This window comes from Bacillus sp. MYb78 (genome assembly GCF_002975115.1).
Taxonomy (GTDB): Bacteria; Bacillota; Bacilli; order Bacillales; family Bacillaceae_G; genus Bacillus_A; species Bacillus_A cereus.
Map to the genome: position 1 here is coordinate 387,249 of NZ_PCOB01000001.1, position 14,682 is coordinate 401,930.

Consider the following 14,682-nt stretch of genomic DNA (forward strand, 5'->3'; position numbering starts at 1 on the left):
CTCGAATTTATCTTACCTTACATTAGAAAGACTTGGCAACCGCATACGCTTTACGGTTATTCGCTCCATCTCACTTAAACAACATAGCGATGATATTAAACATATAAAGGTCAAATCATGTTTTTATCCTTTATTATTGTCCATATTTTTCATATTTCTCACAATAAAAGTTCATCATTTTGTCAAAAATACCACATAAAAAAACCACTATTAAGCTACACCTTAATAGTGGTCGTATACGTATTATACGCGAAATAGCATAAAAAATGAATAGCTTTACTGAAACAATAGGGAAACAAAGACAATCGAGCAAATAATTCCGATTAAATCTGCAAAAAGACCTACTTTTAATGCATCTCCCATTTTTCTAATACCAACAGCTCCGAAGTATACTGTTAAAATATAAAAAGTCGTATCTGTACTCCCTTGCATCGTAGAAGCTAATCTCCCAATGAATGAGTCTGGCCCATATGTGGCAATTAAATCAGTCGTAATACTTAGACCAGCAGAACCTGAAATAGGGCGTATTAGTGCTAATGGAACGATTTCTGCTGGAACATGAATTAAATCTAGCATTGGCTTCATTACTGATATCATTGCATCTAGCGCACCTGAAGATCGGAATATAGAAATAGAAACAAGCATTCCAACCATAAACGGTAAAATGGAAATTGCAATTTGAATCCCTTCTTTTCCTCCCTCAACGAACGATTCATACGTCGGCACTTTCTTTATCGTGCCATATAAAAGGATAAAACCAATTACACAAGGGATTACCCATAAAGAAATTGTATTTACAATACTCATTTTTTCCGCCCCTTTCTACTCCTTCTTCGGTAAAAATAGCGGTCAATCCAAATCGCTCCAATCATAGAAAGTACTTGTGCAATAAATGTTACCCCAACAATTTCAGTAGGATTGGCTGATTCATACGTCATTCGAATTGAAATGACTGTCGTAGGAATTAATGTAATAGCTGATGTATTTAATGCTAGAAACGTCACCATAGAACGGCTCGCCGAATCCTTTCCTCCATTTAACTCTTTTAGTTGTTCCATCGCTTTAATACCAAGAGGGGTTGCTGCATTACCTAGACCAAAAAAGTTTGCCATCATATTTGATAGAATAAATCCCATGGACGGATGGTCCTTTGGTATTTCTGGAAACAACCTTTTTACTATCGGCATAAAAAGTGAAACTAATTTTTTTAACAATCCGGCTTCCTCTGCAATTTTCATTAAACCAAGCCAAAATACTAAAACACTAATAAGTCCTATACAAATCGTTACTGCATCTTTTGCTCCGTCAAATACAGCCTTATTCACTTCTTCCATCGTTCCATTTATCATGGCGTATACAATCCCAATGACAGCCATCGCTACCCATACGAGATTAACCATCGTTCCCAACACCTATCATGTAAGAAAAAATTTCTTTCACATTATTCCAGTAAAGTCCCGTTGTAGCTACTAACTTCCGTTTACTATAAAATAAATTCCGTTCTCCAACTTTCTCATTGCCAACATAAACATCTGTCTTTCCAACCTTTACTCCATCCTCAAGCGTTATACTTTTATCCAGTTCAACTTTTAATAACACGTTCTTTCTTTCCTCTTCAGTTAACGGCACGGAAAAACTATTTTTCGTATAAACATGGTTGGCATACTTCTTTTCATTTATTTCAGCAATTGCTCCTTGTCCTAAAACTTTCGTTTGCTTGAAACGTTCGAATCCTTTGTCAAATAGATTCATATGATCATCCCAATCACTAGAAGCACTCAAAGTTACGACAATTAAATCTAGTCCATCTTTCGATGCCGTTGTAACAAGCGTTCTTCCTGCTTTCTTCGTAAAGCCTGTTTTTCCTCCTGTTGCAAATTCATAATAAGACGTTACCAACTTATGTTTATTTTTCCACGGGTAATCCCAAGAATCGGATTTATACGTTTTTGTTCCAAAGATTTTTTTAAATGACTCGTTTCCCATTGCATACTTCGTTAATAACGCCATATCGTAAGCCGACGAATAATGTGATCCATCTCCATCTAAACCATGAGGGTTTGAAAAGTGAGTATCTTTCATTCCAATTTCTTTCGCCTTTTCATTCATTAAATATACGAATCCATCTATACTCCCACCCACACTTTCAGCAATTACTTGCGCTGCGTCATTACCAGATCTAAGCATGAGTCCGTATACTAAATCTTCTAACTTCACTTTTTGTCCAGGCTTTAAATAGATTGCTGATCCTTCCACCCTCACCGCTTCATTGCTAACTGACACCATTTCTTTCATCTTCCCTGATTCAGCAGCTAACAAGGCAGTCATAATTTTTGTTATACTAGCAATTTTTTGAGGTTCATGTTCTGCTTTTCCGTATAATACACGACCAGACTGTTGCTCCATTAATACAGCATTTCGAGCACTGACATTGCTGTTCATCTTTGCATATGTAGGAATTGGCATAACGCTTGCGTACATAATAAGAAGCGTAATGATTACACAAATTCGTCTCATATTTCCCCCCACGTCCTTTTGGCACTTTTTGTACAAGTGTATGCTTGGCCTTTTAAAATATGAACGAAATCTTCCTTCTGCTTCCATTAAAAAAGACGCAGAGAATTTGCGTCTAATATGGTGTCCATTCAATTTGTTTCGCAGTTTCAAACCTTTTTTCTACATCAGGCCAATTTACAACATTCCACCAGTTTTTAATATATTCATCTTTTCGATTTTGGTATTGTAAATAATACGCATGTTCCCAGACATCTAGTACAAGGAGTGGTATCGTATCCCATTGTGTAAATAATTGATGAAGTGTACTTTGCAAAATTTCTAACCTTCCAGACCGGGGCACCCAAACGAGAATTGCCCAGCCTGAACCTTCTACTTTAGAGGCCGCTTCTGTAAAATGTTTTTGGAAACGTAAAAAGCTCCCAAAATCTTGTTCGATTTGTTGTGAAAAAGCACCTCTTGGACTTCCACCACCGTCTTTTTTCATGTTATTCCAAAATATCGTGTGTAAGTAATGACCTGACCCATGAAAAGCCGCTTCTCTTTCCCAATGCTTAATTAAATCAAATTGATTTGTTTTTCTCGCTTCTTCCATCATCTTCTCTGCTTTATTTAACCCTTCCACGTAACTCCGATGATGTTTATCATGGTGTAACATCATAATTTCTTTAGAAATATACGGTTCTAACGCATTATACGGATAAGGTAATGGCGGGAGTGTATGTCCTCCAATTGGAACAGCTCGTTCGCTATCCCCTCTTTCATATAATTCATATTCCTCTTCTTCTTGCATAAATACTTCCTGCAAGTGATGCTGAATATGTTCTACATCATCACTTATTTCATACATAAACTCTGCATCTGTTTCATACTCATGCTCTTTCATACGCTCTAACAACGTCTGAATTTTATAAGCAAGCATATGGACATCATACACTTCCATTGCACGGCTATCTAATACGTGAAGAACACTTTCACACCAATTTTCTACTTCATGAAAGTAATCTGTAAATACACCTTGCTGATTCATGTTGCACCTCCCTAATGCTATCCACTTAACTATATTCAATGAAAATCCCTTATATAACTGTACAAAAGGAAAAGAAGCTAAGTCACCTTAGCTTCTTTTCCGCAATCAATATTTGTGTAACATCTTTGTCTGATAATCCGTCTCATAATATTCTAGTTCTTCACGCATCAATTGAAATTTACCTTCTAAACTCTTCATCACTTGCCCCAAAGATGCAGGTGGTGTTTGTTGAAAAACGATAGAATTTTTTCCTGTATATGCAGACCGACTATTTTCATACCAATAATCACTCTTCGGTGAAAAAAACTCTGCAATTACTTGATGGTAAATCTTATATAAAATTTTTTCAGCTGCTGTTTTTCGAAATGGCTGACTATTCAACAAAACAAAACATGCATCATGTCCTTCTTCGCAAAAAACGAGAAGTCGTCTCATTGATGCTAATAACCCTTTATAATATTGCTCGTTCCCTGCCGGTGTCTCCTCTAATAAAGAAGGCAACGTATGATAATTTACATAATTGGTTATTAAATGAATAGCATCTTCTAAAAATATAGAAACTTGCTCTGTTTGATTTTCAACCATCAAATTAGACATTTTTCTCTCTCCTTTGCCATTTTACGCTATTTCTACTCTTTTATTTTTATGTAATTCAGCCAATATTTCTTGTACTTTCAACACCGTTCCCTCATCAAAATATTGTTGAAATTCTTCCATATTATTTAAATACAAACGTTTTTGCGCACGAAGCTCCCTATCTTTCACTAAACAACATATCGCTACAATATCGCGCAAATATATGTGTTGTTCTTCTACTTTATACACTGGATTTCCTTCAAAAGGAGTAATTTCTTGTAAAACTTCTTCAAAATATCGAACGTATAAAACCGAAAAAGTTTTCTCTTTATCATTTAATATATATGTCACTTCAGATCTGTTAAAAAAATCCTCTGATGTATTAGGTTTCGCTTTTTCTAACTCATATCCTACATAACCTTTTATAATCATATACTCCCCCATCCTCCTTCTTTTATCTTATTCTAACTTAATTTTCTGATAAACAAAATATTCTTTTAAATATACCTATATAAAAAATAGCTCCCCTATACAGGAATTTACCTTTTTATTTTTCTTGAAGTTTGTCATAATAATATTATTGTCTCAGTTTTCTTACACAAGGAGAGTTGTATTTATGTCGTTTTCATGGAAACGTTTCTTACAAATCGGGAAAATTATCTTCCCATTTGTTGTATTAACAATTGTATTCTTTCAAGCAAAAAAAGAATTAGCGGGCATTTCTTTTTTAGAAGCGATTGATACAATTAAAAACATTCCAACTGGAGGAGTCTTTTTAGCAATTACACTTGGTGCATTCGCTGTATCAACAATGTTCTTTTATGACTATGTTATGCTTCGTTACTTAAAAGCTGATATTCCTGTCCAAAAGATTTTCCGTATCTCGTGGATTGCTAATACTTTAAATGGATTTATCGGGTTTGGTGGTCTCGTTGGAGCCGGCGTACGCACAATGCTTTATCGTCCATACATAAAAGAAAATGGAAAACTTATTAAAAGTATCGCTTGGATGACAACTGCCTTTATTAATGGATTAGCCATTCTTTCATTTCTTGGTCTTATCGGAATATTAGACACGAGATTTATTTTGCATGAAAAACCATGGCTATGGCCTGTTCTTATCTTCTTTGCTCTTTTCGTTCCTATATATATCGGGTTTTCTAAATTAAAAAATAGAAAAGCGACGCAAACAGAGGGACAAGAAGAAGAGGAGAAAAACCCAACCGTTTTATACTCATTAGTTTCATTAGTCGAATGGGTATCTGCTGGTATTGTTATGTACGTCATATTATTATTATTTGGCATTGAAATCGAATTCCAAAAGTTTTTAGGCGTATATGTCATTGCTGCTTTAGCTGGTGTCGTTAGTCTTGTTCCTGGTGGCCTTGGATCATTTGATCTTGTCTTCTTAACTGGGCTTGGGCAATACGGCATCGATACAGGTGTTTTACTCCCTGCTATGTTATTATATCGTCTCGTCTATTACATCTTACCATTCTGCCTTGGTCTCATTTTTGCAGCTTTTGAAATGACAGGAGTAGCCATTAAAAAGTTTGAAGATAAACCTTTTATTGCGCCTGCATTAGAGACAACTGGTGTTATATGGACTTTGCAGCGTGACTTTCTAGGAAAGTTAGGTTCTTGGGCATCTGCTGCTTTAACAGTATTTGCTGGCTTAATGGTTATTTTATCAACCATTCTACCGACAAGTATAAATCGGGCACACGCCTTACATATTCTAGCTCCAAAACACCTTATTCAATTTTCTTTTAGCTTATCGCTAACATTCGGTATTCTCCTACTCATTCTTTCACGGGGGATATATTACGGAACAAAACGTTCTTATTATATGACGATTGTTTCTTTAATTGGAGCGGCTATTTTTAATACACTAAAAGGAATTGATGTTGAAGAAACGTTTATTTTATTAATCGTACTCGCTGTATTGTATATGCTTCGTAAAAGGTTTGTACGTGAGAAAATGGAAGTCTCACTTTCCGATATCGTAAAAGTTTTTATATTCCTACTTGTAACGTTATATTTATATAAAAACTTAGGTATTTTATTTGCAGGTGCAAAGGAAGCTTTCAAACCTGATTTTGTCGTTCGTAATATTACACAAGTGAAACGAAGTGCATTAGCAGCTGCCTTTTTTGTTCCTACTTTTTTACTAATTGGTTCACTCATTGCAAATCGTTATCGAAATGAATTTCCCGGGCAACCAGCTAATGATAAAAGATTACAAAACTTCTTAGATGAACATGGTGGAAACGTACTTAGTCATTTAGGTTTTTTAGGAGATAAGCAGTTCTTTTTCAGTAGTGATGGAAAAGCACTCATTCTCTTCTCAATAACTGGAAAACGACTTATTGTACTAGGTGATCCAATTGGGGACCCTTCCTCCTATCGTACTGTACTGCAAGAGTTTTTAGCTGAGGCTGATCGATTTGGATACATTTGTGTATTCTACCAAATTGAAAGTAAATGGATGAGTTTATATCACGATTTTGGTTATAACTTCTTTAAGCTCGGTGAAGAAGCTGTTGTTGATTTAAATACATTTACAATAACAGGAAAGAAACGCGCTGGCATGCGAGCTACTTTCAACCGTTTTGAAAGAGAAGGCTATACATTCTCTATTCACGAGCCACCTTTCTCAGACGAATTATATGAAGAGTTAAGAAAAGTTTCAGATGCATGGCTTGGTGGAAAAAAAGAGAAAGGTTTTTCACTCGGATACTTCGATCGTGAATATATTAGTCGTGCCCCTATCGCAACATTATCTGATGCAGATGGAAAAATTATTGCATTCACAACATTCATGCCCGTATATCAAAACGGATCATTATCTGTCGATTTAATGCGATATTATCCCGATGCGCCTAGCGGCATTATGGACGCAATTTTCATCCACTTATTCCAATGGGCAAAAGAAAATGAATACCACTCCTTTAATATTGGTATGGCACCACTTTCAAATGTTGGTTTATCCACACAGTCTTTCTGGTCTGAACGAGTGGCTGCTGCAATCTTTAATAACGTTCGTTATACGTATAGTTTCAGCGGATTACGACATTTTAAAGAAAAATATAAACCAGCATGGAGCGGTAAATATTTAGCATTTAGGAAGAATCATTCTTTACCAATTACAATGCTCTCTGTAACAAAATTAATAGGAAAAAGAAAAAACAGCTAAATTCTTAGCTGTTTTTTCTTTTTTGAACTTGTACAATAAATTCTTTTTCATACTTCTTACCATTTATATAGAAATTCCCCCACATTTTATACGTGCCCTCGGCAGGAAATGTAATCCGGTATTGTAATTGCTCATCCGTATCTACAGGCATAGCGTATAAAAAGTTCTCCTTCGTTTCATCCACGATATAGAGTGACTCTACTTCTCCTCTCTCTGAATGTAATTTCAATTTTTCACCCTTTTTCGCTTGAAACTGAAATGTTAACGTAACTGGTTCATTCGGATGTAATGCGCCAAATAAAAGAGAAACTTCATACTCTCCTATTTTTTTTGTAAGTACACTGTCGATTGGAAATTTCACTTTTTTCTTATTGTTCTCCTCTTTCGTTCTACCAAAATCTTTCCTAGCGAATGACTCTACGGACTTATTTTTATCTTCGTATAAAAATATTGTATATTCTTCGTCTTTCGCTATTTTGGAAGATAACTTATATGACCCGTTCCCTGCAAATGTAGGTTTAATTTGTTGTATGTGTTTTAACTGTCCATCTACAATCACTGCCCGAATTTGATCATTTAAACCACGAATTTCATTATTCTTTTTGTTTAACAACTGAAATACAATATCTACTTTCTCATTTCCCTTTCCATTTGACACATCCCACTTTACTTCCTGAACATCTCCTACAGTCTCTTCGTTTTCTTGATATTTTTTTATGTAAAATCCTCCTGCCACAATAAGTACTAACGCAATAAGCCCAATGACAAGATTTTTCAAAACATCACCTACCATTTTTATTGTCTCTGTTCATACAAAACTTCTTAAGGTATATATTCTAGATTATGATTTATGAAATCCTCCTATTTTGCACATATTACAAATAATAAAAAGATTTTAATTGAAAGGATTCGTAGTGTATAATGCAAATGATATTGATTTCTATCAATACATTATAAGGAGGACTTTTCATGAGTGTACATATCGAAGCAAAACAAGGCGAAATCGCTGAATCTATTCTATTACCTGGTGATCCATTACGTGCAAAATATATCGCTGAAACATTTCTAGAGGATGTTACTTGCTATAATAACGTACGTGGTATGTTAGGTTTCACTGGAACTTATAAAGGAAAACGTGTATCTGTTCAAGGTACAGGTATGGGTGTTCCTTCTATTTCTATTTATGCAAACGAATTAATCCAAAGCTACGGAGTTAAAAATTTAATTCGCGTTGGAACTTGCGGTGCAATTCAAAAAGATGTAAAAGTTCGTGATGTTATTATCGCAATGACGGCTTGTACTGATTCTAATATGAACCGTTTAACATTCCCAGGATTTGATTTTGCACCAGCTGCAAACTTTGATCTTTTAAAGAAAGCTTACGATGCTGGAACTGAAAAAGGATTACACGTTCGTGTCGGTAACGTTTTAACAGCAGATGTGTTTTATCGTGAAAGCATGGACATGGTTAAAAAACTTGGAGATTACGGTGTATTAGCAGTAGAAATGGAAACAACTGCTCTTTACACATTAGCAGCGAAATACGGTGTAAATGCATTATCTGTATTAACAGTTAGCGATCACATCTTCACTGGCGAAGAAACAACATCTGAAGAGCGTCAAACTACATTTAACGAAATGATTGAAATCGCTTTAGATGCAGCAATTCAACAATAATACACTAAAGAACTTGTCATACGTCTGGCGAGTTCTTTTTATGTGACTTTTTATAAATAACTATTTCATAAAGAGACAGATTTCTCCCCTCTACTTTCTTGTAACGTTTGTTATAATAAAGTGAAACTTTAATCAGTGGGGATTTTTCCCATTCCCCACTGATTATTAGTTGAACCAATCAGGATTTTACGGGCAGTTGATCTCCCGCCTAACTCCCTTGTATTTGCCGAATTTTGAAGTAGGAGTCTTATTACCCGTTAAAGCGGGATAAAGAAATCATTTACAGTATTTCTCATAAGAGGTGACGCAGTGAAAAACAGAAGTATCGTCTTTAAACTATTTTTATTAACATCAACTTTATTTACAATCATATTCCTACTTTTTTTCCTAGGACAATCTCTATTTTTAGAGAAATTTTATATTAATAAAAAAGTAAAAACAGTTCAAACTGCTTTTGAAAAATTCGTAGATAATTATGACAAAAGTGATAAAAGTTATGAGAAAATTAGAAAACTAAAACAAGAATTTCATGATAAAACAAATGCCGATATGCAGTTTTTGGATTCTAACGGTATTATTAAAAGTGATAACAATTACTATATCGATGTATTTAATCCCAACAATAATAAACAGTATTCCATTCCACTCAATAATCTTTTAACACCAGAAGAATATAATAAATTCGAAAATTTAGGTTTAAAAAAAGATGTAATAATTAATGTTGATGGAGTCGTACAAGAGAATAATATAATCACACCACAAAAATTAGGAACGAATTATAATCAATGGCAAAACGAACATTTCTATTCGGATTTTCAGTCGATTAATGGTAATCCTTCCAAGAATAGACTTGCAAGCCGATACAAATCTACAACTCGCATCGTCTTTACAGGTGTTATAACTAAGTTACAGCTCCCATCAAAAGCTGAGGTTCGTCTTGCAAATGATATTGAAACATTACAAGCCGTTCAATATTTTGCAGATATTATTAGAGATGGCACTTCTAACTCGAACCAATTAAACACGTTCATATTAGATGGTGGCGAAAATATAAAAAATAGTATCTTTGTAAAACCGATTATAGAAAACGGAAAGATTACAGAATATGCTTTTGCGATAGCATCTTTGCAGCCCGTTAATGAAGCGATGCTCGTTTTAAAAGACTATTATGTTTATGCCTTAATCATCGTGTTTCTCGTTATTATTTTGTTATCCTTCTACTACTCAAAAATCATTGTTAAGCCATTAATTAAAATAAATCGTGTTACAAAAAAAATGGCTAATTTTGATTTCAGCGAGAAATTACCTGTTACAGCTGACGATGAAATTGGCGGGCTTTCTGGCAGTATCAATACATTATCTGTAAATTTAAAAGATCGAATCGATCGATTAAATGTCGCTAATACAAAGTTACAACAAGATATTGAACGTGAACGTCAATTAGAAAAAACAAGAAAAGAATTCATTTCTGGCGTGTCACACGAATTAAAAACACCACTGAGTGTAATTAGAAGTTTTGCAGAAGGAATTAAAGATGGTGTTAGTAAGGATACTTCGTATTATACTGATGTTATTTTAGAAGAAACAGAAAATATGAACAGGCTGATTGTTGAAATGTTAGAATTAGCAAAGCTGGAATCTGGTACTTACAAACTAGATATGACGACGTTCTCAATTGGTGAATTAACGCAACAAGTCTACACAAAATTATTATTTAGCATGGAAGAAAAACATTTACAAGTGAATGTCGATGCAGACCCTTCTATACTTGTTAAAGCAAATCGCAGTCGCATTGAGCAAGTAGTTGTGAACTTACTAAGTAATGCAATCCGTTATACGCCAGATGGAAAAAAAATACAAGTCTCTATTATAGAAGCAGAAGATACCGTAAAAGTCGAAATCGAAAATACAGGAAACCCTATCCCTGAAGAAAGTCTTGAAAAAATTTGGGATCGCTTCTATCGTCTAGATGCATCACGTAGCCGTCACACTGGAGGTACCGGTCTCGGATTATCTATTGTAAAAAACATTTTAGACCTCCATCATGCCGAATACGGTGTGTATAATACGACTAACAGTGTTGTATTCTATTTCAATTTACAAAAAGTAAAAGAAGTCAAATAATTTGTCTTAATTTCACTAGGAGTTCACATGAAATTCACACTCTCCCTTTATAGTAAGAAACAAGTTAATCCTTTCCTTTACACATATAAAAGAGGAGAGTGCGTAAAATGAAACAAGCAGGACAACCTATTCAAAATGAAAAACAATTAGAAACTATCAAAAATATACTTTTACAATCTTCGAAACGTGATGGCTTATTATTCGTATTAGCTGTAAATTCTGGCTTAAAAGTAAGTGAAATCTTACAATTAAAAGTTAGTGATGTAATCGATGAAAATGAAAATGTTCGCCATTCCATTTTATTTTACAATGAAAAAGTGAAGAAACATAAATGGTTTGCTGTAAATGAAGACTTACAGCACGCAATCGAAGACTACATGAAAGAACGTAAAACTTGGAAACGTAATGAACCATTGTTAAAATCTCAAAAAGGAACAAAATCTATTACGAGACAACATGCATGGTACATTTTAAACAAAGCTGCAAAAGAAGTTGGATTAGAAGGGATTAGCTCACATACACTTCGAAAAACTTGGGGTTATTGTGCATACAAATCAGGTGTTGATATTGCATTTTTACAACACTTCTTTGATCACAGTACTCCATCAAAAACTTTAAAGTATATCGGTATTGCTTAATAACTCTTATACATAAAAAAGGTTACCATTTGAAAATTTGGTAACCTTTTTTATATTTCATATTCTCTTTTCTTGTCTCTCCTATACTGTAGTGGTACTCTAATAATAAGGGGGAGAAATTATGAACACACTTACAATTGAATTACCAAAAGAAACGGCTGAAAAACTTGATTTATTAAAACAAGCTTATGAAAAGAAAACAGGTGCTTCTATCTCTGAGAGCACTCTCGTTCAAACACTTATCTCAAAAGAATTTATCCAGGCGATAACTCCTTTTGATTTACAACAATTCGTCAACGGAAAAGAACAGCATTAATGCTGTTCTTTTTTTATCTCTATTTAAAATATACAAAGTTTTTTATATATTTTTAGAAAAACCATTGACAATGATAATGATAACCATTATCATTTATTATGAAGCCAACAATTGATGAATCAACCAAACGCTCAGTAACATTGTTACCCCTCTTTTTCATATAGAAAGGCACTGTACATTCCCCCTGTTTGTACAGTGCCTTTCTTGTTTATTATCATTCAAAAAAATTTAATTGCTCCGGCTTCGGCTCACCATATGTAATGTTCATCATTTTCATCAGCTGTTTCGCATTATCTGCTGCATCCCCACCTGAATTGTTGTTAAACAGTACGTATATATCCTTTGTTTTCTTTTTTAATTGCTCTAGTCGTTCAACCCATTCTTCCAGTTCTTTATTGTTGTAGCGATATAAACAGCGAACCGCTCTCCAATTCTCCCCTTTATCAAGCCAACCATGAACATTTCGACCGTGAAAACGTATTAATGCCATGTCTGAATTCGTAACCTCTAACACGAGTGGCACAGAACCTATCCCAGCCTGTGGTTCATCACAAATTGTATGAACCCATTTCTCCTGTTCTAGAAACTGTAACGTCTTATCTCTCATTTCTGGATAAAACCATGTTTGATTTCGAAATTCTATTGCACATGGTAAACCTTCCATTTTTTCTTTCGTATATCGAAGAAAATCTACATTTTTCTTTTTGCAATCAAACCATGGTGGATATTGAAATAAAATTGTTTTTAATTTATCAGCTTCTAATAAAGGAAGAATAGACTGTTTATACACATCAAACATCTCATCGAACGTAGAAAAAGGAATTTCACCTTTCATATGTCCTGTCATTCCTTGATACGCTTTTACGACAAAAGAAAAATCTTTCGGCGTTTCCATTGCCCATTTTATATAATTTCGTGCAGGTTGCATCGCGTAAAATGAACTATCCACTTCCACAATAGGAAAATACTCGCTATATGTTCGTAATTTATTTCTATTTTCATAGGAATCTATGTATAAAGAATTATGATCTCCCCATCCTGTCACTCCAATGAACAGCACATATATCCCTCCCTTTTTAACTTCATCTTCTATTCACTTTCCAAACACTTTGCATCATGTAGCCTTTTCTTTAAGAGTATCCTTATAAAAATATGATATACTATATGGAAGAATTTTTAAAATGAGGGGTTATTTATTTATGCTTCCAAACGATGTTACTGTATCTCATGAAAAACGAATTGAAGAACTAGAAAATAAAGTACGTTTTTATGAAGAACTTGTGAATCAATTACCACATCATTTCACATACAAAAATCCACATATTGGTTTACGAATAAAGAAAACCAGAACAACTCATTCCATTCAAGAAATACCAAAAGAAAATAAAGAAGCTAATTTTCAACTTACTTGTGATTCATTATTTTTATTTGAACAACTTGAAAAACACTTTGTTCATATTTTTGATGCCTTTTCACATCATGTAACCTTTGTCGATAGTAAAGGGAATATTACTTTATGTAATCAAGTTGCCGCAGATGATTTCGGTGTAATACGCAATGATATTATTGGAAAACCAATTCAACAATTACTAAACTTGCCGGAAGAAAAAATTAAAGCAATTGAAACATTAAGAACGGGAACAGAAATATATAATGAAGAAGTTTTAGACAAAAATTACGGTATTATAAATAACCGAATTATTCGTGATTATAACGGTGAGATTTTTAGAGTTATTAGTGTCTTTCATTATTTAAATACAGAACGTGATGCAGAGAAGTTTTCGTTAGCAGGGCGAATCGCAGCTGGAATTGCACACGAAGTACGAAATCCTCTTACAACAGTACGAGGATACTTACAATTTTTACAAGAAAGCGTTTCTACATCAAATCAAGAGTTATTTAAAAACTTGCTTATCCCTGAATTAGATCGTGCAAATAATATTATTACAAAATTTTTAGCTGTTTCAAAAACACGGGAATTTACAAGAGAACCGTTTCCGATCAATACATTTTTACGTGACTATATTCAACAGTTACTAGCTAGTGAAGTCTCCTTGCATAACATTTCAATTGATTATAACTTCTCTAATGAATTAGATGATATTTTAGTCAATATTGATCGACATGAACTTGTTCAAGTGTTTTTAAATCTATTTCAAAATGCCGTCGATGCTCAAGGCGACAAACCTCTTTCTATTCAAATTACTAGTTATCGCCTTGATAACTTCGTTCGGATTACTTTCACAGATAATGGAATTGGTATTCCTCCAGCTATTCAAGAATATATCTTTGATCCATTCTTCTCAACGAAGGATTCGGGAACAGGACTAGGCTTGTCAGTAACAAAAAAAATCATCCAAAATCATAACGGCACATTAAAAATGACTAGTAATGAAGATGGTACAACTTTCACTATTTCAATTCCAATCTTACCTAAAACAACCCTTGAAAAATTAAATCAATGTAAATAAAGGACTAATCCACGAACTACATGCCAATTGTTAAACACTCCCAACAATTAGCATGTAGTTTTTTATGTTGCACTTTTCTTCTTTACATTATATAAACCTTTCTCTATATCTTACTTATTTCTTTCTAGGTGGGCCAATTT

The 14,682-nt window shown here is 34.0% G+C and carries 14 protein-coding genes; 6 read left to right on the forward strand and 8 right to left on the reverse strand.

The features are described 5' to 3' along the window. Positions 1-276: 276 nt before the first annotated feature. The 6 genes from spmB to CQ064_RS02075 all read right to left on the reverse strand — a co-directional run bounded on the left by spmB (position 277) and on the right by CQ064_RS02075 (position 4,552). A complete protein-coding gene (spmB, locus tag CQ064_RS02050) occupies positions 277-807 on the reverse strand; it encodes a spore maturation protein SpmB (RefSeq protein ID WP_000029514.1) in 531 nt (176 codons plus the stop codon). Further along, positions 804-1,400, reverse strand: a complete 597-nt coding sequence (gene spmA, locus CQ064_RS02055) for a spore maturation protein SpmA (protein ID WP_000247810.1) — start codon at positions 1,398-1,400, stop codon at positions 804-806. Before spmA ends, spmB begins: the two co-directional genes overlap by 4 nt. Further along, the gene (locus CQ064_RS02060; RefSeq protein ID WP_001252626.1) at positions 1,393-2,517 is read right to left on the reverse strand and encodes a D-alanyl-D-alanine carboxypeptidase family protein; all 1,125 of its coding nucleotides are present in this window, start codon (positions 2,515-2,517) and stop codon (positions 1,393-1,395) included. Before CQ064_RS02060 ends, spmA begins: the two co-directional genes overlap by 8 nt. A gap of 112 nt (positions 2,518-2,629) precedes the next feature. Continuing rightward, positions 2,630-3,544 (reverse strand): superoxide dismutase, encoded by a 915-nt coding sequence (locus CQ064_RS02065; protein WP_001075742.1) that lies wholly within the window; start codon positions 3,542-3,544, stop codon positions 2,630-2,632. Between the two features lie 105 nt (positions 3,545-3,649). Continuing rightward, the gene (locus CQ064_RS02070; RefSeq protein WP_000067551.1) at positions 3,650-4,141 is read right to left on the reverse strand and encodes a YpuI family protein; all 492 of its coding nucleotides are present in this window, start codon (positions 4,139-4,141) and stop codon (positions 3,650-3,652) included. 21 nt (positions 4,142-4,162) lie between these two features. Next, on the reverse strand, positions 4,163-4,552 hold the full coding sequence (locus CQ064_RS02075; RefSeq protein ID WP_000584358.1) for a hypothetical protein: 390 nt from the start codon (positions 4,550-4,552) through the stop codon (positions 4,163-4,165). Positions 4,553-4,736: 184 nt separating this feature from the next. On the opposite strand from CQ064_RS02075, the gene mprF reads away from it, so the two are divergent. Beyond that, positions 4,737-7,316 carry a bifunctional lysylphosphatidylglycerol flippase/synthetase MprF gene (gene mprF, locus CQ064_RS02080; RefSeq protein ID WP_000010853.1) on the forward strand — a complete coding sequence of 860 codons (2,580 nt, stop codon included), beginning with the start codon at positions 4,737-4,739 and terminating at the stop codon, positions 7,314-7,316. 4 nt (positions 7,317-7,320) lie between these two features. Here the strand turns inward: mprF and CQ064_RS02085 are convergent, their stop codons facing one another. Next, complete coding sequence (locus tag CQ064_RS02085; protein WP_000232601.1) at positions 7,321-8,109, reverse strand: hypothetical protein; 789 nt, start codon at positions 8,107-8,109, stop codon at positions 7,321-7,323. A gap of 176 nt (positions 8,110-8,285) precedes the next feature. Between CQ064_RS02085 and deoD the strand changes: the two genes are divergently transcribed. From deoD to CQ064_RS02110, 4 genes are all read left to right on the forward strand, one after another. Next, positions 8,286-8,993, forward strand: a complete 708-nt coding sequence (deoD, locus tag CQ064_RS02090) for a purine-nucleoside phosphorylase (RefSeq protein WP_000110700.1) — start codon at positions 8,286-8,288, stop codon at positions 8,991-8,993. A gap of 309 nt (positions 8,994-9,302) precedes the next feature. Beyond that, complete coding sequence (locus CQ064_RS02100) at positions 9,303-11,117, forward strand: sensor histidine kinase (RefSeq protein WP_000797504.1); 1,815 nt, start codon at positions 9,303-9,305, stop codon at positions 11,115-11,117. 107 nt (positions 11,118-11,224) lie between these two features. Further along, positions 11,225-11,755 carry a tyrosine-type recombinase/integrase gene (locus CQ064_RS02105; protein WP_000806236.1) on the forward strand — a complete coding sequence of 177 codons (531 nt, stop codon included), beginning with the start codon at positions 11,225-11,227 and terminating at the stop codon, positions 11,753-11,755. A gap of 121 nt (positions 11,756-11,876) precedes the next feature. Further along, the gene (locus tag CQ064_RS02110) at positions 11,877-12,071 is read left to right on the forward strand and encodes a DUF3924 domain-containing protein (protein ID WP_001094860.1); all 195 of its coding nucleotides are present in this window, start codon (positions 11,877-11,879) and stop codon (positions 12,069-12,071) included. A 214-nt stretch (positions 12,072-12,285) separates the two neighbouring features. Here the strand turns inward: CQ064_RS02110 and CQ064_RS02115 are convergent, their stop codons facing one another. Next, the gene (locus tag CQ064_RS02115) at positions 12,286-13,131 is read right to left on the reverse strand and encodes a DUF72 domain-containing protein (protein WP_000897364.1); all 846 of its coding nucleotides are present in this window, start codon (positions 13,129-13,131) and stop codon (positions 12,286-12,288) included. A 139-nt stretch (positions 13,132-13,270) separates the two neighbouring features. Here CQ064_RS02115 and CQ064_RS02120 point away from each other — a divergent pair, with 139 nt between their 5' ends. Continuing rightward, positions 13,271-14,542, forward strand: coding sequence for an ATP-binding protein (locus CQ064_RS02120; RefSeq protein ID WP_000937268.1), 1,272 nt, complete (start codon positions 13,271-13,273; stop codon positions 14,540-14,542). Positions 14,543-14,682: the final 140 nt, after the last annotated feature.